19 protein-coding genes are annotated in these 19,192 nt (G+C 67.4%); 12 read left to right on the top strand and 7 right to left on the bottom strand.

The window, feature by feature from the left end; all coding sequences use genetic code 11:
- Nucleotides 1–30 precede the first annotated feature (30 nt).
- Nucleotides 31–885 carry a TatD family hydrolase gene (locus ACOI2T_RS07180; RefSeq protein WP_409504916.1) on the bottom strand — a complete coding sequence of 285 codons (855 nt, stop codon included), beginning with the start codon at nt 883–885 and terminating at the stop codon, nt 31–33.
- Nucleotides 886–911: 26 nt separating this feature from the next.
- Here ACOI2T_RS07180 and metG point away from each other — a divergent pair, with 26 nt between their 5' ends.
- The 5 genes from metG (at nt 912) to ACOI2T_RS07155 (ending at nt 7,273) form a co-directional block, all read left to right on the top strand.
- Nucleotides 912–2,462: a methionine--tRNA ligase gene (gene metG / locus ACOI2T_RS07175; RefSeq protein WP_409504917.1), complete on the top strand. Its 1,551-nt coding sequence runs from the start codon at nt 912–914 to the stop codon at nt 2,460–2,462.
- Nucleotide 2,463: 1 nt separating this feature from the next.
- Nucleotides 2,464–3,813 carry an NADP-specific glutamate dehydrogenase gene (gene gdhA / locus ACOI2T_RS07170; protein ID WP_409504918.1) on the top strand — a complete coding sequence of 450 codons (1,350 nt, stop codon included), beginning with the start codon at nt 2,464–2,466 and terminating at the stop codon, nt 3,811–3,813.
- Between the two features lie 99 nt (nt 3,814–3,912).
- Nucleotides 3,913–5,097 (top strand): NAD(P)/FAD-dependent oxidoreductase, encoded by a 1,185-nt coding sequence (locus ACOI2T_RS07165; protein WP_409504919.1) that lies wholly within the window; start codon nt 3,913–3,915, stop codon nt 5,095–5,097.
- Nucleotides 5,094–6,002, top strand: a complete 909-nt coding sequence (locus ACOI2T_RS07160; protein ID WP_409504920.1) for an RNA polymerase sigma-70 factor — start codon at nt 5,094–5,096, stop codon at nt 6,000–6,002. Before ACOI2T_RS07165 ends, ACOI2T_RS07160 begins: the two co-directional genes overlap by 4 nt.
- 20 nt (nt 6,003–6,022) lie before the next feature.
- On the top strand, nt 6,023–7,273 hold the full coding sequence (locus tag ACOI2T_RS07155) for an aminodeoxychorismate synthase component I (RefSeq protein ID WP_409504921.1): 1,251 nt from the start codon (nt 6,023–6,025) through the stop codon (nt 7,271–7,273).
- On the opposite strand, the gene rsmI is transcribed toward ACOI2T_RS07155, so the two are convergent.
- On the bottom strand, nt 7,243–8,079 hold the full coding sequence (gene rsmI / locus ACOI2T_RS07150; RefSeq protein WP_067844322.1) for a 16S rRNA (cytidine(1402)-2'-O)-methyltransferase: 837 nt from the start codon (nt 8,077–8,079) through the stop codon (nt 7,243–7,245). The genes ACOI2T_RS07155 and rsmI overlap by 31 nt on opposite strands.
- 24 nt (nt 8,080–8,103) lie before the next feature.
- Here rsmI and ACOI2T_RS07145 point away from each other — a divergent pair, with 24 nt between their 5' ends.
- Both ACOI2T_RS07145 and ACOI2T_RS07140 read left to right on the top strand, forming a co-directional pair.
- Nucleotides 8,104–9,654 (top strand): dolichyl-phosphate-mannose--protein mannosyltransferase, encoded by a 1,551-nt coding sequence (locus ACOI2T_RS07145; protein WP_409504922.1) that lies wholly within the window; start codon nt 8,104–8,106, stop codon nt 9,652–9,654.
- A 120-nt stretch (nt 9,655–9,774) separates the two neighbouring features.
- Entirely contained in the window at nt 9,775–10,614 is an 840-nt protein-coding gene (locus ACOI2T_RS07140) for a type IV toxin-antitoxin system AbiEi family antitoxin (RefSeq protein ID WP_409504923.1), read from the top strand.
- A gap of 49 nt (nt 10,615–10,663) precedes the next feature.
- Here ACOI2T_RS07140 and arcA read toward each other — a convergent pair whose 3' ends face one another.
- On the bottom strand, nt 10,664–11,872 hold the full coding sequence (gene arcA / locus ACOI2T_RS07135; protein WP_409504924.1) for an arginine deiminase: 1,209 nt from the start codon (nt 11,870–11,872) through the stop codon (nt 10,664–10,666).
- A gap of 48 nt (nt 11,873–11,920) precedes the next feature.
- On the opposite strand from arcA, the gene soxR reads away from it, so the two are divergent.
- Together soxR and ACOI2T_RS07125 are read left to right on the top strand one after the other, a co-directional pair.
- Entirely contained in the window at nt 11,921–12,352 is a 432-nt protein-coding gene (soxR, locus tag ACOI2T_RS07130; RefSeq protein ID WP_409504925.1) for a redox-sensitive transcriptional activator SoxR, read from the top strand.
- Nucleotides 12,353–12,385: 33 nt separating this feature from the next.
- Nucleotides 12,386–12,982, top strand: a complete 597-nt coding sequence (locus ACOI2T_RS07125; RefSeq protein WP_067844309.1) for an alpha-ketoglutarate-dependent dioxygenase AlkB — start codon at nt 12,386–12,388, stop codon at nt 12,980–12,982.
- Nucleotides 12,983–12,985: 3 nt separating this feature from the next.
- Here the strand turns inward: ACOI2T_RS07125 and ACOI2T_RS07120 are convergent, their stop codons facing one another.
- Both ACOI2T_RS07120 and ACOI2T_RS07115 read right to left on the bottom strand, forming a co-directional pair.
- A complete protein-coding gene (locus ACOI2T_RS07120; protein ID WP_085144140.1) occupies nt 12,986–13,660 on the bottom strand; it encodes a DUF5642 family protein in 675 nt (224 codons plus the stop codon).
- A 28-nt stretch (nt 13,661–13,688) separates the two neighbouring features.
- Nucleotides 13,689–14,351 carry a DUF5642 family protein gene (locus tag ACOI2T_RS07115; RefSeq protein ID WP_409504926.1) on the bottom strand — a complete coding sequence of 221 codons (663 nt, stop codon included), beginning with the start codon at nt 14,349–14,351 and terminating at the stop codon, nt 13,689–13,691.
- 186 nt (nt 14,352–14,537) lie between these two features.
- On the opposite strand from ACOI2T_RS07115, the gene ACOI2T_RS07110 reads away from it, so the two are divergent.
- Entirely contained in the window at nt 14,538–14,789 is a 252-nt protein-coding gene (locus ACOI2T_RS07110; RefSeq protein WP_067844300.1) for a hypothetical protein, read from the top strand.
- Nucleotides 14,790–14,822: 33 nt separating this feature from the next.
- Entirely contained in the window at nt 14,823–15,794 is a 972-nt protein-coding gene (locus ACOI2T_RS07105; RefSeq protein WP_409504927.1) for a bile salt hydrolase, read from the top strand.
- A gap of 1 nt (nt 15,795) precedes the next feature.
- On the opposite strand, the gene ACOI2T_RS07100 is transcribed toward ACOI2T_RS07105, so the two are convergent.
- Nucleotides 15,796–17,277 carry a PE-PPE domain-containing protein gene (locus ACOI2T_RS07100; protein ID WP_409504928.1) on the bottom strand — a complete coding sequence of 494 codons (1,482 nt, stop codon included), beginning with the start codon at nt 17,275–17,277 and terminating at the stop codon, nt 15,796–15,798.
- A 252-nt stretch (nt 17,278–17,529) separates the two neighbouring features.
- Here ACOI2T_RS07100 and lpqN point away from each other — a divergent pair, with 252 nt between their 5' ends.
- Nucleotides 17,530–18,240 (top strand): envelope biogenesis lipoprotein LpqN, encoded by a 711-nt coding sequence (lpqN, locus tag ACOI2T_RS07095; RefSeq protein WP_409504929.1) that lies wholly within the window; start codon nt 17,530–17,532, stop codon nt 18,238–18,240.
- A gap of 2 nt (nt 18,241–18,242) precedes the next feature.
- Here the strand turns inward: lpqN and ACOI2T_RS07090 are convergent, their stop codons facing one another.
- Complete coding sequence (locus ACOI2T_RS07090) at nt 18,243–19,103, bottom strand: AfsR/SARP family transcriptional regulator (RefSeq protein ID WP_409504930.1); 861 nt, start codon at nt 19,101–19,103, stop codon at nt 18,243–18,245.
- Nucleotides 19,104–19,192 lie beyond the last annotated feature (89 nt).

The following is a 19,192-nucleotide window of genomic DNA, read 5'->3' as shown; positions in this document are numbered from 1 at the left end:
CGTTTGATCACAAGACGGTAACGAATCGGTCTAGGACCGGCAACTCCCGTTAAGTCCGTACACCCGCGCGGCAGTGGCCGCGGTCTCGGACGCGACCTCCTCGGCGGGCCGGTCCAGCAACTCTGCGAGTGCCCGGACAGTGTATGGCAGGCAATAGGGCTCGTTCGGCGCTCCGCGGTACGGGTGCGGCGTCAGAAACGGCGCGTCGGTCTCGACGAGCATCTGGCCGGCCGGGATCAGCCGCGCGGCTTCCCGCAGCTCATGCGCGTTCTTGAAGCTCACGGTGCCGGACAGGCTCAGCACCCAGCCGGCGTCCACACATGTGCGAGCCATGTCCGGTCCGGACGAGAAACAGTGGAAGATCACAGTCTCGGGCGCACCTTCGGCACGCAGCACGTCGAGCACCTCGGCGTCGGCGTCGCGGTTGTGGATCATCAGCGGTTTGCCGCTGCGCTTGGCCAGCTCGATGTGCCAGGCGAAGCCGTCGCGCTGCTCGGCCGGCGTCGCGCAGCCGTCGAGCCGTCCGGGCCAGTACATGTCCATCCCGGTCTCGCCGACCGCGACCACCCGCGGATGGGCGGCCAGCCGCTCCAGGTCGGCCTTCGCGTCGTCGGTGAGCGCATTGGCCCGCGTCGGGTGTAGCGCCACGGCCGCGTAGACGCGCTCGTCGGCGTCGGCCGCCGTGGTCACCCAGTGCGCCGACGCGAGATCGTCGGCGATGGTCACGACCTGCTGCACGCCGACCGCGGCCGCCCGGTCGAGGATGGCCCGCACATCGTCGGCCGTCTCGGCGCCGCACGCATCGAGATGGGTGTGCGCGTCGACCAACGGCGTCAACGGATCCGGGGCGGGCGGCTTGTCCCTGGCTGAGCGTTTGGAACTCACCACCGAACAATAGAGTGGGAGCCCTGATGAGCAAGCCTGCCTACTACATCACCACGGCCATCGCCTATCCCAACGGTGCGCCGCACATCGGCCACGCCTACGAGTACATCGCAACCGACGCGGTCGCGCGGTTCAAGCGGCTCGACGGCTTCGACGTGCGGTACCTGACCGGAACCGACGTGCACGGCCAGAAGATGGCCGAGACCGCAGCCGCCGAGGGCGTCACCGCCGCCGAGCTTGCCAACCGCAATTCCGACGTGTTCCAGCGTCTCCAGGAGAAGCTCAACGTCTCCTTCGACCGGTTCATCCGGACCTCCGACGCCGACCATTACGAGGCGTCCAAGGAGATCTGGAAGCGGATGAACGAGGCCGGTGACATCTACCTGGACTCGTACAAGGGTTGGTACTCGGTCCGCGACGAGCGGTTCTTCACCGAAGGTGAGACCACCGAGCAGCCCGACGGCACGCGCATCGCGACGGAAACCGGCGCGCCGCTCACCTGGACCGAGGAACAGACCTACTTCTTCCGGCTGTCGGCATACGCCGAGCGGCTCCTGGCGCACTACGACGCGCATCCGGAGTTCATCGCACCCGAAGTGCGCCGCAACGAGGTGAAGAGCTTCGTGTCGGGTGGGCTACGCGATCTGTCGATCTCGCGCACCACGTTCGACTGGGGTGTGCCCGTCCCCGACCATCCCGATCACGTCATGTACGTGTGGGTGGACGCGCTGACCAACTACCTGACCGGCGTCGGGTTCCCCGACACCGCGTCGGAAGCCTTCCAGCGGTACTGGCCGGCGGATCTGCACATGATCGGCAAGGACATCATCCGGTTCCACACCGTGTACTGGCCGGCATTCCTGATGTCGGCGGGCATCGAACTGCCGAAGCGGGTATTCGTACACGGCTTCCTGCTCAACAAGGGCGAGAAGATGAGCAAGTCGATCGGCAACGTCATCGACCCGGTGAACCTCGTCGACACGTTCGGCCTCGACCAGGTGCGCTACTTCCTGTTGCGCGAGGTGCCGTTCGGCCAGGACGGCAGCTATAACGAAGAGGCCATCATCGGCCGCGTAAACGCCGACCTGGCCAATGAGCTCGGCAACCTCGCGCAGCGCTCGCTGTCGATGGTGGCCAAGAACCTCGACGGTGTCGTACCCGATCCGGGTGAGTTCACCGACGACGACACCGCGCTGCTGGCCGCGGCAGACGATCTGCTGGAGCAGGTGCGCGCACACTACGACGTGCCTGCGATGCACCTTGCGCTGGAGGCGATCTGGTCGGTGCTGGGTGCGGCCAACCGCTACTTCTCCGCGCAGGAGCCGTGGGTGCTGCGCAAGTCCGACGCTCCCGCCGACCAGGCGCGGTTCCGCACCGTGCTCTACACGACGCTGGAGGTGGTCCGCATCGCGGCACTGCTGACCCAGCCCGTGATGCCCGAGTCGACGGCCAAGCTGCTCGACCTGTTGGGCCAGCCTGCCGACGAGCGCAGCTTCACCGCGATCGCGACCCGGATCAAGCCCGGCGTCGCGCTCCCGGCCCCGACCGGCGTGTTCCCGCGCTACCAGGCGGACTGACGTGGCCGAACTACATCCCAAGCTGCAGGCCATCTTCGAGGAAGTGACGCGCCGCAACGCCGGCGAGACGGAATTCCACCAGGCCGTCACCGAGGTGCTCACGAGCCTCGGGCCGGTCGTCGCCAAACATCCCGAATACGCCGACAACGCGGTGATCCGCCGGCTGTGCGAGCCCGAACGGCAGATCATCTTCCGCGTGCCGTGGCACGACGACTCCGGCACCGTGCAGATCAACCGCGGGTTCCGCGTCGAATTCAACTCGGCGCTCGGGCCGTTCAAGGGCGGGCTGCGGTTCCACCCGTCGGTCTACCTCGGCATCGTGAAGTTCCTCGGCTTCGAGCAGATCTTCAAGAATTCGTTGACCGGCCTGCCCATCGGCGGCGGCAAGGGCGGATCGGACTTCGATCCCAAGGGCCGCTCGGACGCCGAGGTGATGCGGTTCTGCCAGTCCTTCATGACCGAGCTCTACCGTCACATCGGCGAATACACCGACGTTCCCGCCGGCGACATCGGCGTCGGCATGCGCGAAATCGGTTACCTGTTCGGCCAATACAAGCGGATCACCAACCGCTACGAGTCGGGCGTCTTCACCGGCAAGGGACTGACGTGGGGCGGATCGCAGGTCCGCACCGAGGCCACCGGATACGGCACGGTGTTCTTCGTCGACGAGATCCTGCGTGCGATCGGGCAATCCTTCGACGGCAAGCGCGTCGTGGTGTCCGGCTCGGGCAACGTCGCGATCTACGCGATCGAGAAGGTCCACGCGCTCGGCGGGATCGTGGTCGCCTGTTCGGATTCGGGCGGCTACGTGGTCGATGACAAGGGCATCGACCTCGACATCCTCAAGGAGATCAAGGAGGTGCACCGCGGCCGCATCGATGACTACGTCGAAGCCCGCGGCGGCACATCGCAATTCGTCGCCGACCGCAGTGTGTGGGAAGTGCCGTGTGACATCGCGCTGCCCTGCGCGACGCAGAACGAGGTGTCCGGGACGGATGCCGGCCTGCTGATCGAATCAGGCTGCCGCATCGTCGCCGAGGGCGCCAACATGCCGTGCACACCCGAGGCCGTCAAGCTGTTCGACCAGGCCGGCGTGACGTTCGCCCCGGGCAAGGCCGTGAACGCAGGCGGCGTCGCCACGAGCGCATTGGAGATGCAGCAGAACGCGTCGCGCGATTCGTGGACGTTCGACGAGACCGAGGCGCGCCTCGCCGAGATCATGCGCCGCATCCACGATCGCTGCCTGTCGACCGCCGACGAATACGGGCAACCCGGCAACTACGTCGCCGGGGCCAACATCGCGGGGTTCATCCGGGTCGCCGACGCCATGCTGGCGCTCGGCCTGGTCTGAGCGATCATCGAGGTGATGTAGACCACAGGGGCGGCCTGGCTGTCACATTCCGGCGACGCGCGGTGTCTTGAGGGCACAAGCCTTTGAAAGGAGACACTCGTGACCAACCAGACACCACACGTAGTCGTCATCGGCGGTGGATACGCCGGCGTCCTGGCCGCCAACCACCTGCAGAGCAACCCGCGCGTGGCGATCACCCTGGTGAACCCGCGGCCGACGTTCACCGAGCGGATCCGGCTGCACCAGATGGCGGCAGGCAATTACGACGCCGCCGCGAACTACGCCGAATTGCTGGGCGACCGGGTCCGGCTCGTGGTCGACGGTGCCGAGCGCATCGACGCCGACATTCGTCAGGTGCAGCTGACCTCGGGGGACGTGCTGGACTACGACTATCTGATCTACGCCGTCGGCAGCACCGGCGGCGTGCCGGCATCGGTGCCGGGCGCAGCCGAATTCGCCTATCCGCTCAGCGAATTCGAACAGGCCCAACGCCTGCGGGCCCGGCTGCAGGACGTGCCGATGTCCGCGCCCCTGGTGGTGGTCGGTGGCGGCCTGACCGGAATCGAGGCCGCGAGTGAGTTCGCCGAAGCGGGACGCAACGTCACCCTCGTCACCGATGTGGTCGGGGCTTCCCTCGGCGTCCAGGCCCGGCGCTCGGTGGTCAAGGCGCTCACGAAACTCGGCGTCACGATCGTCGACGGCCCCGACATTCTGGTCGCATCGGTTTCCGCGACTGAGGTGTTCATGGCCGACGGCAATCGGCTGCCCAGTGCGGTGACGGTGTGGACCACCGGATTCGGTGTCCCGGGCCTGGCCGCGGCCAGCGGTCTGACCACCGACGGGCTCGGCAGACTGCTGACCGACGAAACCCTCACCAGTGTCGACGATGCTCGCATCGTCGCGGCCGGCGACGCCGCATCGCCGTCGGGCGTGCCGCTACGGATGAGCTGCCAGGCCGCCGGGCCCATGGGCGTGCAGGCCGCCAACACCGTCCTCGCCCGCATCGCCGGCGAGAAGCCGGCAGAGCTGAACCAGGCGTTCAGCGGGCAGTGCATCAGCGTGGGCCGCACCTTCGGATCCGTGCAGATCTCGCATTCCGACGACACTCCGCGACGCATCTACATCGGCGGGCGCACCGCGGCTTTCGTCAAAGAACAGGTCTGCCGGGCCACCTTGACCTTCATGCGCAAGGAAGCCCGCAAACCCGGCTCGTACTTCTGGTTCAAGGGCGGCGACCGGGAACGCCAGATCGCCGAGGCACGCAAGGAGGCCGTGGCCCGATGACGTCACCCAGCGCGGGTAACTCGACCGAGCACGCCGAACGGTTCACGCTGCTGCGGCCGTTGCTGTTCACGATCGCCTACGAAATACTGGGCACCGCAACAGAATCCGACGACGTGCTGCAGGAGAGTTACCTGCGCTGGGCCGAGGTGGACCTGGCGACCGTGACCGACACCAAGGCCTATCTGGCCAAGCTCGTCACCCGCCAGGCCCTCAACGCCCTGCGCGCCGAATCCCGCAGGCGCGAGGACTACGTCGGGCCGTGGCTGCCCGAGCCGCTGCTGCTCGACCACCGCGACGGCGCGGCCGACGCGGTGCTCGCCGAGTCGGTGTCGATGGCCATGCTCGTGGTGCTGGAGACGTTGACGCCCGACGAGCGCGCGGTGTTCGTACTGCGCGAGGTGTTCGGTTTCAGCCATGACGAAATCGCCTCGGCGATAGGCAAATCCGGGAGCGCCGTGCGGCAGATGGCCCACCGGGCTCGCGAGCACGTGCAGTCGCGGCGCAAGCGCTTCGAGCCGGTCGACCCGCAGGTCTCGATGGAGGTCACCGCACGGTTCTTCGCGGCGGCCTCGACCGGTGACATGGACACGCTGCTCGAGGTGCTGGCACCCGACGTCGTGTGGACGGCCGACAGTGCGGGCAAGCGCAGCGCAGCCCGGCGCCCGGTTTCGGGGGCCGTGGCGGTGGCCCGGCTGGTCATGGGCCTGGTGCGGATGGGCGGCGAGTCGGCGCGCGTCGAGCCCGCGATGTTCAACAACTCCCCGGCACTCAAGCTCTACCTCGGCGACAGCTTCGAAGGCGTGATCACCGTCGAGATCGTCGACGGCCGCATCACCCACTTCTACGCGATGCGCAATCCCGACAAGCTGACCGGCGTCGACATCCCGCGAACGATCAGCCGCTGACGTTCTGCCACGCTGGTGGCATGCGGATCGAGCGGCTCGGCGACCTGGGTGAGGCACCCGCCGTGCTGCGCAGCGTCGCGGCCGCGGCGGCCGCCGCTCACTTGCCGCCGCCCGCCGCACTCATCGGCGACTGGTTCGGCTCCCGCGCGGTGATCGCGCCGTCACTGGCGGCCACGCCCGTCGGTCCGGCGGAGGTGTTCTACGCACCGCCGGGGACCGCGGACGTGATCGGCGGCGGCTGGTTCGGCTACCTGTCATATCCCGATCCAGGCGCCGACGAGTCGACGCCGCGTATCCCCGAGGCCGCCGGTGGCTGGTCGGACTGCGTGCTGCGCCAGGACGGCGGCGGCAGTTGGTGGTACGAAAGCCTCACCGGCGCGGCACTTCCCGATTGGCTGGGCACTCTGCCGCCCGCACCGCCCGCGCCGTACGCCCTCGAGTGGATCGCGCCCGACCGCGCTCGCCACCGGCACGGGGTGCTCGCTTGCCTTGAGGCCATCGCGGCGGGTGAGGTGTATCAGGCCTGCGTCTGCACGCGGTTCACCGGCCGGATCGAGGGGCCGCCACTGGAGTTCTTCGCCGATGCGGTGACCCGGACCGCACCCGCCCGCGCGGCGTACATCGCGGGCGACTGGGGTGCGGTGGCGTCGCTGTCACCGGAGCTGTTCCTGAGCCGGCGCGGCACATCGGTGACGTCGAGCCCGATCAAGGGCACGTTGCCGAAGGATGCCGATCCGGGCGGCCTGCTGGCGTCGGTCAAGGATGTCGCCGAGAACATCATGATCGTCGACCTCGTCCGCAACGATCTGGGCCGCGTGGCGCGCACCGGCAGCGTGACGGTGCCCGAACTGCTCGCGGTGCGCCCCGCCCCAGGGGTGTGGCATCTCGTCTCGACGGTCAGCGCGCAGGTCGACGCCGCGGTGCCCATGTCGGCGTTGCTCGACGCGACGTTTCCGCCTGCGTCGGTGACCGGAACGCCCAAGGGCCGGGCCCGCGAGCTACTGCGGGTGTGGGAGCCCGCGCGGCGTGGGGTCTATTGCGGCACAGTCGGTTTGGCGTCACCTGTGGCGGGGTGTGAGCTGAACGTGGCGATCCGCACCGTGGAGTTCGACGCCTCGGGGGCCGCGGTGCTGGGTGTCGGCGGCGGTATCACCGCGGACTCCGACCCCGACCGCGAGTGGGACGAGTGTCTGCACAAGGCATCGAGCCTCGTGGCCCGGACGCGAGGAGGAAAACCGGCTCAGCCCCGCGCGCGAAGCACGGCGTCGTAGAGCTCGCGCCGTGACGGTGCGCCGGGATGTGCGGCGATCACCTCGGCGCACGCGTCCTTCACGCGGGCGCCCCCTTCGACCAGGTCCTCGACTTCGGCCACCAACGTGTCGAGATCGGCCGTCGGCGTGGCACCGGCCAGCACGACGGTGATCTCTCCCAGGACTCCGTCGGCGGCCCACTCGGCCAGCTCTTCGAGAGTTCCCCGCACGATCTCCTCGTGCGTCTTGGTCAGCTCGCGGCAGACCACCGCTCTACGCGCCGGACCGAGCGCGTCGACCGCATCACGCAGCGTCTCGGCGAGCCGTCGCGGCGACTCGAAGAACACGCACGTGCGCTGCTCGGTCGCGAGCGTCCGCAACCACGTCATGCGGGCCGCGTGCTTGCGCGGCGAGAAACCTTCGAAGCAGAACCGGTCGGATGCCAGCCCCGATACCGCGAGCGCCGTCGTGACCGCCGACGGGCCCGGCAGGCAGCTGACCGGCAGGCCGGCCTCTATGCAGGCACCCACCAGGCGGTAGCCAGGATCGTTGATCAGCGGCATTCCGGCGTCGCTGACCACCAGGACCGTCGCACCGGACGCGATGTCGTCGATCAGGCCAGGCACTCGGCTGGCCTCGTTCTGGTCGAAGAAACTCAGCACCCGACCACGCGGGGTGACCTCAAGGGCCTGCGCGAGCGACCGGATCCGCCGGGTGTCCTCGGCAGCGATGATGTCGGCGCTCTTCAGCGCCGTGACCAGCCGCGCCGACGCGTCCGAAGGCTGGCCCAACGGCGTGGCGCCGATCAACAGTTTGCCGGGTGTCACGACCGACAGCCTACGATCGCTTGCGTGACCGCCCCCGCCACCGATGTGCCGACGGCTGGACGCTCGGTCCCCCTGATCAGCCCGGCGCCGGTCATACCGGCACCCGATTTCGGTCCGGTCGACCGGTTGCAGGGCTGGGCGATGACGGCCGTCATCACCGCTCTCGCCGCCGTGAGCCGATTCCTGAACCTGGGCTCGCCGACCGACGCAGGCACGCCGATCTTCGACGAGAAGCACTACGCACCCCAGGCCTGGCAGGTTCTGCACAATCACGGTGTCGAGGACAACCCCGGCTACGGACTCGTGGTGCATCCCCCGGTCGGCAAACAACTGATCGCCATCGGTGAGTGGCTGTTCGGCTACAACGGGCTCGGCTGGCGGTTCTCCGGCGCGGTGTGCGGTGTCATCCTCGTGATGCTCGTCGTGCGGATCGCGCGACGGATCACCCGCTCGACACTCGTCGGCGGTATCGCCGGACTGCTGCTCATCGCCGAGGGCGTCAGCTTCGTCTCGGCGCGTACGGCACTGCTGGACGCGTTCCTGACGATGTTCGTGGTCGCGGCGTTCGCCTGTTTGATGGTCGACCGCGATCAGGTCCGCGAACGCATGCACGTCGCGTTCATGGAGGGCCGCATCGCCGAGACGCCGTGGGGCCCGCGCCTCGGGGTGCGCTGGTGGCGGTTCGGCGCCGGGGTTCTCCTCGGATTGGCCTGTGCGACAAAGTGGTCCGGCCTGTACTTCGTGCTGTTCTTCGGTGTGATGACGCTCGTGTTCGACGCCGTCGCGCGCAAGCAGTACCACGTGCCGCAACCGTGGCGCGGCATGCTCCGGCGCGATGTCGGCCCCGCGGTGTACGCCCTCGGGTTGATTCCATTCGGGGTGTACCTGGCCTCATACGCACCGTGGTTCGCGTCCGAGACCGGGGTCGACCGCCACGAGGTCGGCCAGTCGATCGGCGAGAACAGCATCCTCCCGCTGCCCGACGCCATCCGGTCGCTGTGGCACTACACGTATGCCGCGTACCGGTTCCACTCCGGGCTCACGAACGCCGACGGCAACCACCATCCATGGGAGTCCAAGCCGTGGACCTGGCCGATGTCCTTGCGGCCCGTGCTCTACGCGATCGACAACCAGGATGTGCCGGGTTGCGGCGCCCAATCGTGTGTGAAGGCCGTGATGCTCGTCGGCACGCCGGCGATGTGGTTCATCGCGGTGCCGGTAATCGGCTGGGCGTTGTGGCGCGCGGTGGTGCGGCGTGACTGGCGCTATGGCGCGGTGCTCGTCGGCTACTCGGCGGGCTTTCTGCCATGGTTCGCCGACATCGACCGGCAGATGTACTTCTTCTACGCGACCGTGATGGCGCCGTTCCTCGTCCTGGCGATCGCACTGATCCTCGGCGACATTCTGTACAAACCCAATCAGAACCCCGAGCGACGAACCTTGGGCCTGTTGACGGTGTGTTTCTATGTGGCGCTGGTGATCACGAACTTCGCCTGGATGTATCCGATCCTCACGGGCCTGCCGATCTCACAGGCGACGTGGAACCTGCAGATTTGGTTGCCGAGCTGGCGGTAGTGCTCGGTGGCTGCGCGTTGAAATTGCGCTCAGGGTTGTGATTTCGAGTTATCCACAGCCCTACGCGCAATCTCGACGTCAACGCCGAGAATTGTCGGTCGGGCTGCGCAACATCACGCCATGCTCGACGTATTCATCGGCAGCGAAATGCTCAAAGCCGGTGCTCTGACGCGTGGCGAACTGCGGTGGAACTACCGGGCGATATTTCCCGACGTCTACGTGTCGAAGACGGCAGCGCCTTCGCTGCGCCGTAGAACCGTGGGCGCATGGCTGTGGTCGGGCCGCAACGCCGTGATCGCCGGACGGGCGGCGGCCGCTGTACACGGTGCACGATGGATTTCTGCCGCCACACCCGTCGAGTTGATCTGGCGCAACGGTCGTCCACCTCCGGGCATCGTCGTGCGGAACGAGCGGTTAGACGCAGACGAGGTCATCGAGATCGACGGATTGCCGGTGACGACGCCGGAGCGCACGGCGTTGGACCTGGGACGGCATCTACCCCGCGACCTCGCGGTCAGCTACCTGGACGCGCTCGCCCGCGCCACCCACGTCAAGGCAGTCGATGCGCTGATGCTGGCCGACCGTTACCCACGGGCACGTGGCCTGCGCCGATCCGAGATCGCTCTCGACCTGATGGACGGAGGTGCCGAGTCGCCGAAAGAGACCTGGCTGCGCCTGGTTCTGATCGACGGCGGTCTACCGCGACCAAGCACGCAGATCCAGGTGACCGACGGGTTCAACGAGGCGTTCATTGACCTGGGCTACGAAGGGCCGAAGGTCGGCCTCGACTATGAGGGCAAACATCACAGCGAGGACCGCAGGCAATACGTGTTCGATATCGGGCGAGCCGAGCTGATCGACCGCGAAGGCTGGGACGACATCCGCGTGGTAGCCGAGCACAGCAAGTCCTACATCCTCCACCGAGTGCGCGAAGCGTTGAAATTGCGCTCAGGGTTGTGAGTTCGCCGAAATCACAGCCCTCACCGCAATCTCGACGCCCAACGGCGATCTAGAGCGGATCCCGCGCCGCCGGGCACGACATGCAGCGTGGTCCGCCGCGGCCGGTGCCGAGCTCCGACGCCGCGATCGGCAGCACTTCGATGCCGGAATCGGCAAGGCGGGCATTGGTTTCGGAGTTGCGCTCGTAAGCGACGACCACGCCCGGCGCCAAAGCCAGGGTGTTGTTTCCGTCGTCCCATTGTTCGCGTTCGGCGGTCACCGGATCGAGCCCGGTATCGATGACCCGCAGTTTGTCGATGCCCATGGCCTCTGCCGCGGCCCGCACGAAAGGCACCTCGTCGTCGATGCGGACTTGACCGGAATCGCGATGAATCGTGAACGCCGACAACGAATCCACGATGTTGGGATACATGACGACGGCGTCGACGTCGACCATCGTGCACACGGTGTCCAGATGCATCTGGGCACGCTCTTGCGCGATCGGCACCGCGAGCACGGTGTGCGCGAGATCGTCGTCGAACAGGCTGCGGGCCAAGGCTTCGGCACCGGCAGGCGTCGTACGCTCCCCCACCCCCACCGCGACCACGCCGGGCGCCAGCAGCAGCACGTCGCCGCCCTCGACGGGCGCGGACCGCGATTCGTAGGCGCGGCGCACGCCGAGGAAGCGGGGATGGTGGGCATAGATCAGGTCGGTCAGCGACGTCTCACGCACACGGGCCGGCAGCGCCAATGACGTGATGGCCACGCGTGGCCCGATCCAGAACGACGAGTCCCGGGTGAACAGCAGGTTGGGCAGCGGATCGATGACGAAATCCCCGCCGTGGTGCATGAGCCGGACGAGTGAGAGCTCGGCGCCGCTGAACGGCAACTCGTTGAACGTCATCCCGGCCATCAGGACATGGGCCAGCGCGACAGGTTCGAGAGTGCGCAGGTATGCCGAAAGCTCTTGTGCCAGGGGCAGGCCCAGTCGGCGTGCGTCGACCGCGGCGGAGATGCCGTGCATGCGGGCCGCACCGCTGTGCGCGAGCGCCTCGGTCAGCAGATCGGCCAGCAGCAGCACCTCGACGCCGCGTGAGCGCAGCAGGTCGGCGAACGCATCGTGCTCCTGCTGCGCCTTGGTCACCCACGGCAAACCGTCGAACAGCAGGGCGTCGTTGTTGCGGGGTGTCAGGCGCTGCAGTTCGGGGCCGGGCCGGTGCAGGATGACCACGCGCAGCGTGCCAACCTCGGAGTTCGAGCCCAACACCACATCAGTCACGTTTAGAACGGTAACCCCATCCATCACCTCAAGTAGGGTTTAGGTGTCATGGATATGCACGAACTCACCCCGGGCGAAATGGCGCAGCGCAGCGGCGTCGCGGTCTCGGCGCTGCATTTCTACGAACGCGAAGGGCTCATCATGAGCCGTCGCACCTCGGGCAATCAGCGCCGCTACGCACGCGAGACGCTGCGCCGCGTGGCGTTCATCCGGATGTCGCAGCGCCTGGGCATACCGCTGGCCAGAATCCGCGAAGCCCTTGCCACGCTGCCGACCGACCGGGTGCCGACGAGCAAGGACTGGGCGCGCCTCTCCGCGGGCTGGCGCCAGGATCTCGACGACCGGATCCTGCACCTGCAACGCTTGCGCGACAACCTGACTGGCTGCATCGGCTGCGGCTGCCTGAGCCTGAAAACGTGTCTGCTGACCAACCCGGGCGACGTCCTGGCCGAACAGGGACCGGGTGCGGCTCGCCTCTGACATATCGAACGTGTGTGCGATACACTCGCGCGCATGGAGCTGGCGCTGCAAGGCTCGCTGTTCGAGCACGCGGAACGTCGCCGACTCGGCAGTGGCGCGTGGGTCGAGCTGCGGTCGGGCTGGCTGCCCGATGCCGATTCGCTGTTCGAAGAGCTCATGGACGCCATCCCGTGGCGGGCCGAGCAACGGGAGATGTATGACCGCGTGGTCGACGTGCCGCGCCTGGTCAGCTTTCACCATCTGGTGAACGAGCCGGTGCCACACCCGCGGCTCAAGCAGATCCGCCGCAGGCTCAACGACACCTACGGCGGTGAGCTCGGTGAACCGTTCACCACCGCGGGTTTGTGCCTGTACCGCGACGGCAACGACAGCGTGGCCTGGCACGGCGACACGATCGGGCGCAGCCGCGATCAGGACACCATGGTGGCCATCGTGGGCCTCGGAGCGACAAGGGTTTTCGCGCTCCGGCCACGCGGCGGCGGGCACGCGCTGCGGCTGCAGCACCGGCACGGTGACCTGCTGGTGATGGGCGGCTCGTGCCAGCGCACGTGGGAGCACTCGATTCCGAAGACCAGCCGCTTGATCGGGCCGCGCATCAGCATCCAGTTCCGGCCGCACGACGTGCGTTAGCGCCTACCCCTTCACGGCGGCGACGGCGGCCGTCAGCAGATCGCGGGCCCGGGCGGTGTCGACGGGGGCGACCGGCTTGTCGGGCACCACGAGCGGATTGGCCGTCACGATCACCATGAACGACCCGAAGCTGGCCACGTAGTTGTAGAGCTCGCCGGTTCGCGGCTTGCCCTGAACCGTCGTCTGCACGACACGATGCGTGCCGACCGTGCGCGCGCCATCGATCTGGGGCGATTCGACCACGTCGACCTGCCCGCGCGACCCCGGCCCGAGGAATTTGACCTGCTTGCACGCATCGCCCGGATCGCTGAGCGGTATGGGCTCCGAGGTCTCGACCGCCAGGACGATGAACCGGTTGCCCGCGCCTTCGGCCGCGGTCGCGGCCATGTTGCCCTTCAACCCGGGCGGCATCGACTGCCCTTCGGCGAACTTCGCGCAGTCGGCGGGTTCGAACTTGACCCCGGGCGGCAACTTCTGCGGTGCGAGCATTTTCGGGTCGATCCCCGTCGGGGCGACATCGCTGACCTTGTACTCCGGGCCGAAGTTGGACCGAACCTTGCTGACGTTGGCGATGTCACCGTTGGGATACTCCGGTTCGTCGGATTGACCGCAGGCGACCAACGCGGCCGCACAGGCTCCAATGCACATCACGACGGGTAGCACGTTCCGGTTCGGCATCGCGGTAAATGTACCCGCCGCAACCGGTTCAGCCCCGTAACGCCGACACCGTTTTCACCAGCAGGCCCGCCGCGAAGTCCGCGCCGAGTGCGGCATTCGGCGATCCCGGGTCGGTGACGACGGTGACGAAGCAGTGGTACGCGCCGAGGTCCGCGGTGAAGGTGTCGGCGTGCGAGCGCGTCTCGGTGCCGCCTTCGACGACGGTGTCGATGGCGGCCGCCATCCCGGCCGTCTGTGCCCCGTCGATCGTCGGGGCGGCGAGGCCCGTGACGATCGCGGTGGCGTGGCCGCCCGACAGCGTCCACTGCCCGCACTGACCGGCAAGCGCGGGGTCCGGGGGCGCGGTGGTGCGCGCAACGACGGCGTAGACGATCCCGCCCGCGCCCGACGCCGACCAGCCGCGTGCGGTTGCCGGGTCCACCGCCGCGGCGGCCAGTGTCGCGCACGGTTCCGGCTCGGCCTGCCAGTCGGGGCCGAAACCCCACAGCGCTATCGGACTGGTTCGGGTGTCGATGCTCGTCACCTCATACCCGTCCGGTAACTCCTGGCGTACCCGGTCGATTCTCGCGGGATTCACCGGCCCGTCCGGGGCTGTGGTGGTGACCGGTGTCGACGTCGGGGCCGGAGCCGGCGGCTGCCCGCAGGCCGCCGTACACAAGGCAACGGCCACTCCGGCAGCAATCAGGCGCACGGCGCGTTGATATCACAAAGTTTGCTACCGAGGAACCGTCCGGCGGGAATGTCAAGCCGTTTTCCGGCGTCAGGAACACGGCAAGCGTTGCGATACAGCGGAATTTAACGGCGGCACGGTCGGTTTCAACCAGCAGAGCGCCGAGGTCGCGATAGCCCGGCGATGACATTGCGAGAGGCACGACAGGTGTACGAATTGGCAGTCGCTGCGCTGACCGGCAGTGCGTTGTCCGCACTGACGCTGGGCTTCCCGGCTGAGACGCTGGCCGCACCGTCCGGCATCGGGTCGGCGCAGGACACCGTGAACGAACTCGAGCAGGACGGCTACCGCGTCGTCCTCTACAAGATGGGCCCTGCGCCGCTGGACCGCTGCACGGTGGATTCGGTTCGGCCGGGCGAGGCCGTGACGCAGACGGTTTACCTCACGGCCAGGTGCTGACCGGTACCGCCGCCAGTGAACTAGTCTGCGGCCATGTGCACTCGGGTTCTGTGGAACAGCAACGATCTCGCCGTCCTCACCGGCCGCAGCATGGATTGGCCGGAATCGACTGAACCGCTGATCGTCGCGTTCCCGGCGGGCCGCTCGCGCGACGGCGGGCTGCTGGCCGGCCACCCGGTGGTGGCCGAGAACCCGTTGCGCTGGACGAGCCGCTACGCGAGCCTGGCCACCACGGTGTACGGACTCGGCACGGTCGACGGCATCAACTCCGAAGGCCTGGGCGTCCATGCGCTGTACCTGCGCTCCACTGACGTCGGCCCGCGCAATCCCGACCTGCCGGGTCTGCACACGGGGGTGTGGGCGCAGTATCTGCTCGACCAGGCGGCCACGGTCGAGCAGGCGCTGGCCCTCATGGACGGCGTCCAGTTGGTCATGGTGGGCGCCCGCGGCCGCGAGGCGACCCTGCACTTGGCCATCGAGGACGCCTCCGGCGACTCGGCGATCCTCGAAATGGCTTCGGGCAAGCTCGTAGTGCACCACGGCAGGCAGTACACCCTGATGACCAACGACCCGACGTATGACGAACAGCTGGCGTTGTTGGCCGAGCAGGATTTCTCGCACCCGAGCCGGGAACTACCGTTGCCGGGCAACGTGAATCCGGTCGACCGGTTCCAACGGGCCGCCTACTACTCGGCCCTGTTGCCCGAGCCGGCCAACATCCGGCAGGCCGTGGCCGGCGTGATGGCGATCATGCGCAACGTGTCGGTGCCGTTCGGCGCGCCCTACGGTGACTTCGGCGTCTACAACACCGAATACCGCACCGTCAGCGACCTCACGCAGCGGCTGTATTTCTTCGAGCTCAGCACCAGCCCGAGCACCCTCTGGGTCGAATTCGACCGGCTGGCACTGCCTGCCGGGGGTCAAACGCTCGCGATCGACCCGTACGACGAGTCGCTGGTCGGCAACGTCACCGAACGCTTCACGCCGCGCGACATCGCCTTCTGAATCACTCGGCGGCGTCCGCGCCCGCCTGCGCTCCAGACTCTGCGGCTGATGCCGGCTCGGGCTGCGACGTCTGGTCGGCGGTCTCCGATTGACGGCCGGTCAATGCGTTGACCACGCGCTTGAGCGGCCGGCTGACCGAGAGCTTGGGACCGTCGAAGGATATAGGTCCACGAACCTTGGGGCGCACCCGTTTTGGCCGATCGGATTTCTTGGGTTCCGGTGCGTCGTCAGTGTCGGCTACCGGTTCGGCGGCCGGTGCGGCCAATGTCGTCGTCGTGGAATCGTTTGACGCCGTGGTGGTGGTCGTGGTGGCGGCGGCCGGGTTCCCGAGCGGTATGAAGCCGGGTGGTGCCCCTTCGAGGTCCTCGTCTTCGCCACCGACCCCGAACGGGCCGGACGGCGTGGTGCCCAGCGGCCGGCCGAGATCGCTTGCCTGCAAACCGTCGTCGATGCCCACCGGAATGGCGGCGACGAAGTTCGTGGTGAGCGATACCGGGTTGATGACGGGAACGAGGTACGCGGGCGTGGGTGCACCGGGATCGATGTCGCGGCGGTACCCGGCCTCGATGAGCACCCGCACGGGCTCGTCGACGGCGAGCAGGATCGGGCGGGGCACGCCGATCTGTTCCAAGGGCATGAGTAGCGGCACGATCTCGGTTTCGATGACGAAGTACTCGGTGTCGCCGGTGCGGCCCACCGGTACCAGCTCGGGCTGGTCCAGCTCCGGATATGTGCCGTGCAGCAACACGATTCCGGCGATCCCGTTCGCGAGCGCCAAACCGTTCAACGGGTAGATCGGGAAATCCGACCAGCCGTCGTGGACGATGGTGATGCTCTTGGTGTCCAGCGCGTAGTCGTCCGGTCCGACCTGCGGGCTGTCGGTGCGCGTGGCGCCGTCGAAAGTCACTCCGAGCAACGGGATTTCCCATCCCGGGAACCGGGCCAGCACGCCGCCGTTGCCCTTGTTAACGTCAGACACCAGCACGAAGCTGATGTCCCTTTCGAAGTCCTGGGCCGCGATCAGCTTGTTCTTCTCGGCCGATACCAGCCGCGTGCTCGACGAGTACCCGAGGATCACCAGCGGCACGCCTTGATGTTCGGGCTTGGCCATCTCGGCTTCGAGGTCCGCCACGCCCTGTGCGGTCGATTGATCGAACGTCATGGTGCCGTTGACCGGCCAGAACTGCTGGGGCGTGTGCACCGGGTAGCGGTACTGATCCGGGAACCCCACCCCGATGTAGTTGTCGACCATGTTGTCGACGTACTCGGGACTCGGATCGGGATTGGTGTTGCCGCCGATGACGAGGGCATGGGGTTGGTTCAACACGAGTTGGACGACGGTCGACATGGAGGCCGAGATGGCAAGCGCCACCACTCCGACCATTGCGAGCACTGCCAAGCCCAGCGAACGTAGGGCACGCACCATGGTGTCGACCTCCTCCCGATGCCCGCCCCGCCCGGGCAATGACCGGACAGTCCTCATCAGTTACGCCAACGTCAATCCAGAGTGTCCGGTAAAGCAGTATTTTTCACTCGTTCGGCTAACCGTCAAGCAGATTCGCGAAGGTCGACGGGCAATCCGTGAACATGCAATCAAAGTTGCTTGATGTCTCAACAGATGGCGTTGACACCCGATGCTGGCAAACGTCGAACCGGCGGCTGCGGCGGTTCCAATCCGTTTCCAATCGGTGCCCGCTACGGTGCGTGCCGATTTCTCCAACGGATAGGAGACCCCATGACCACATCGCTGCGCGCCGGCGGTATCGCCGTCGCCGCCATGGCGCTCGGCATCGCGCTGGCCGGCTGTGGATCCAACACGACCGAAGGCGATGCCACCACGGAGTCGGCGACCGCGACCAGTGAGACGACCACCTCCGAGAAGGAAACAACCGCGGCAGCGACGTCACCGGCGCAGGCGTCCGGTCCGAACTACACGATCGTCGACTACATCCGCGACAACAAGATCGTCGAAACCCCGGTGCACCGAGGCGATCCGGGAACACCCGCCGTCAATCTCCCGATCCCCGAAGGGTGGGAGGATGCCGGCGCAACAGCCCCGGACTGGGCGTGGGGTGCGATCGTCTCGACCGATCCCGCGTTCGCCGCCGACCCGCCGTCGATCATCGCGCTGATGTCGAAGCTGACCGGCAACGTCGACCCCGCGAAGATCCTCGAGTACGCACCGAACGAGATCAGGAACCTGCCGGGTTATGAGAATCAGGGCGACGGCTCGGCCGGAACGCTCGGCGGATTCGACTCATACCAGATCGGCGGTATCTACGTTAAAGACGGTGCCCGCCGGTTGATCGCACAGAAGACCGTGGTCGTCCCCGGGCAGGACGGTCTGTTCGTGTTGCAGCTCAACGCCGATGGAACCGAGGACCAACTAGGTCCGTTGCTCGACGCCACTGCGATCATCGACGAGCAGACCACGATCACGCCCTGAGGTCAGCGGCCACCCCGGCCGGCCGCACGGAGTGCACTGTGCACGCGCAACACCTCGCGCGAGCGCCCCGCGACGTGGCTGGGCCGCGCACTCGGCGACGAAACGGCAGAACCCGTTCGCCTCCAGTGGAGTTCGGTTGCTTCGTCACGGATGGCCGCGGCGATCCGTTGCAGCTCAGCACCGGGCTCGACACCGAGCTCGGCGTCCAGCAGAGCGTGCGCCCGCCGATACGCCTGCAGGGCGTCAGCGCGTCGGCCCGCCCGGTACATCGCCAACATCAGTTGGGCCCACAGCTTTTCGCGCAAAGGATGGGCCGCCACCTCGGATTCCAGCGGTGCGATCAGCTCCCAGTTGCGACCCATACCGAGTTGCGCGTCGAACCGCGCTTCGAGCGCATCGACCCGCAGCGCCTGTAACCGGTGCACCTCGTGGTGGACGAACGCCTGATCGCGAAAATCGGCCAGTGGCGTGCCGCGCCACAGGCGCAGCGAGCATTCCAGCACACGTGCGGCAGCGACATCGTCGCCTGCCGCGAGGAGGCGACGGCCGTCGCACACCAACGATTCGAACTCACGGATGTCCACGAGATCCGAGCCCAAGTTCAGGCGGTAACCGTTGTGATCGGTGACGAGCCGGTCGCCGCTCAGGATGCGGCGCAGGTTCGCGATGTAGGCCCGCAGCGACGCGATCGGCTTGGGCGGCGGGGTGTCGCCCCACACCATGTCGACCAACGCGTCGGTGTCGATCGTCCGTCCCCCGGCCAACAGCAAAGCGGCCAGGACACCCCGCTGGCGAAGGCCGCCCAACCCGACCAATTGATCGTCCCGCACGACCGACATCGGGCCCAAGAGCAGATAGTGCATCAGGCTCCGATCGGTTCGGCAGGCGGCACACGGCGTGACTCCTCCAGCATCCAACCGCGTCGCGCCACGTCGCGCAGCACAATCCGTCA

This window comes from Mycolicibacterium wolinskyi str. Jessa 2025 (genome assembly GCF_049241375.1).
Lineage (GTDB): Bacteria > Actinomycetota > Actinomycetes > Mycobacteriales > Mycobacteriaceae > Mycobacterium > Mycobacterium wolinskyi.
This window is presented reverse-complemented; position numbering and strand designations above follow the sequence as displayed.

Coding starts and splice junctions, on each gene's coding strand:
- metG (WP_409504917.1), top strand. CDS start 912: ATGAGCAAGCCTGCCTACTACATCACCACGGCCATCGCCTATCCCAAC.
- ACOI2T_RS07160 (WP_409504920.1), top strand. CDS start 5,094: ATGACGTCACCCAGCGCGGGTAACTCGACCGAGCACGCCGAACGGTTC.
- ACOI2T_RS07155 (WP_409504921.1), top strand. CDS start 6,023: ATGCGGATCGAGCGGCTCGGCGACCTGGGTGAGGCACCCGCCGTGCTG.
- ACOI2T_RS07140 (WP_409504923.1), top strand. CDS start 9,775: ATGCTCGACGTATTCATCGGCAGCGAAATGCTCAAAGCCGGTGCTCTG.
- soxR (WP_409504925.1), top strand. CDS start 11,921: ATGGATATGCACGAACTCACCCCGGGCGAAATGGCGCAGCGCAGCGGC.
- ACOI2T_RS07125 (WP_067844309.1), top strand. CDS start 12,386: ATGGAGCTGGCGCTGCAAGGCTCGCTGTTCGAGCACGCGGAACGTCGC.
- ACOI2T_RS07120 (WP_085144140.1), bottom strand. CDS start 13,660: ATGCCGAACCGGAACGTGCTACCCGTCGTGATGTGCATTGGAGCCTGT.
- ACOI2T_RS07105 (WP_409504927.1), top strand. CDS start 14,823: ATGTGCACTCGGGTTCTGTGGAACAGCAACGATCTCGCCGTCCTCACC.
- ACOI2T_RS07100 (WP_409504928.1), bottom strand. CDS start 17,277: ATGAGGACTGTCCGGTCATTGCCCGGGCGGGGCGGGCATCGGGAGGAG.
- lpqN (WP_409504929.1), top strand. CDS start 17,530: ATGACCACATCGCTGCGCGCCGGCGGTATCGCCGTCGCCGCCATGGCG.
- ACOI2T_RS07090 (WP_409504930.1), bottom strand. CDS start 19,103: ATGCACTATCTGCTCTTGGGCCCGATGTCGGTCGTGCGGGACGATCAA.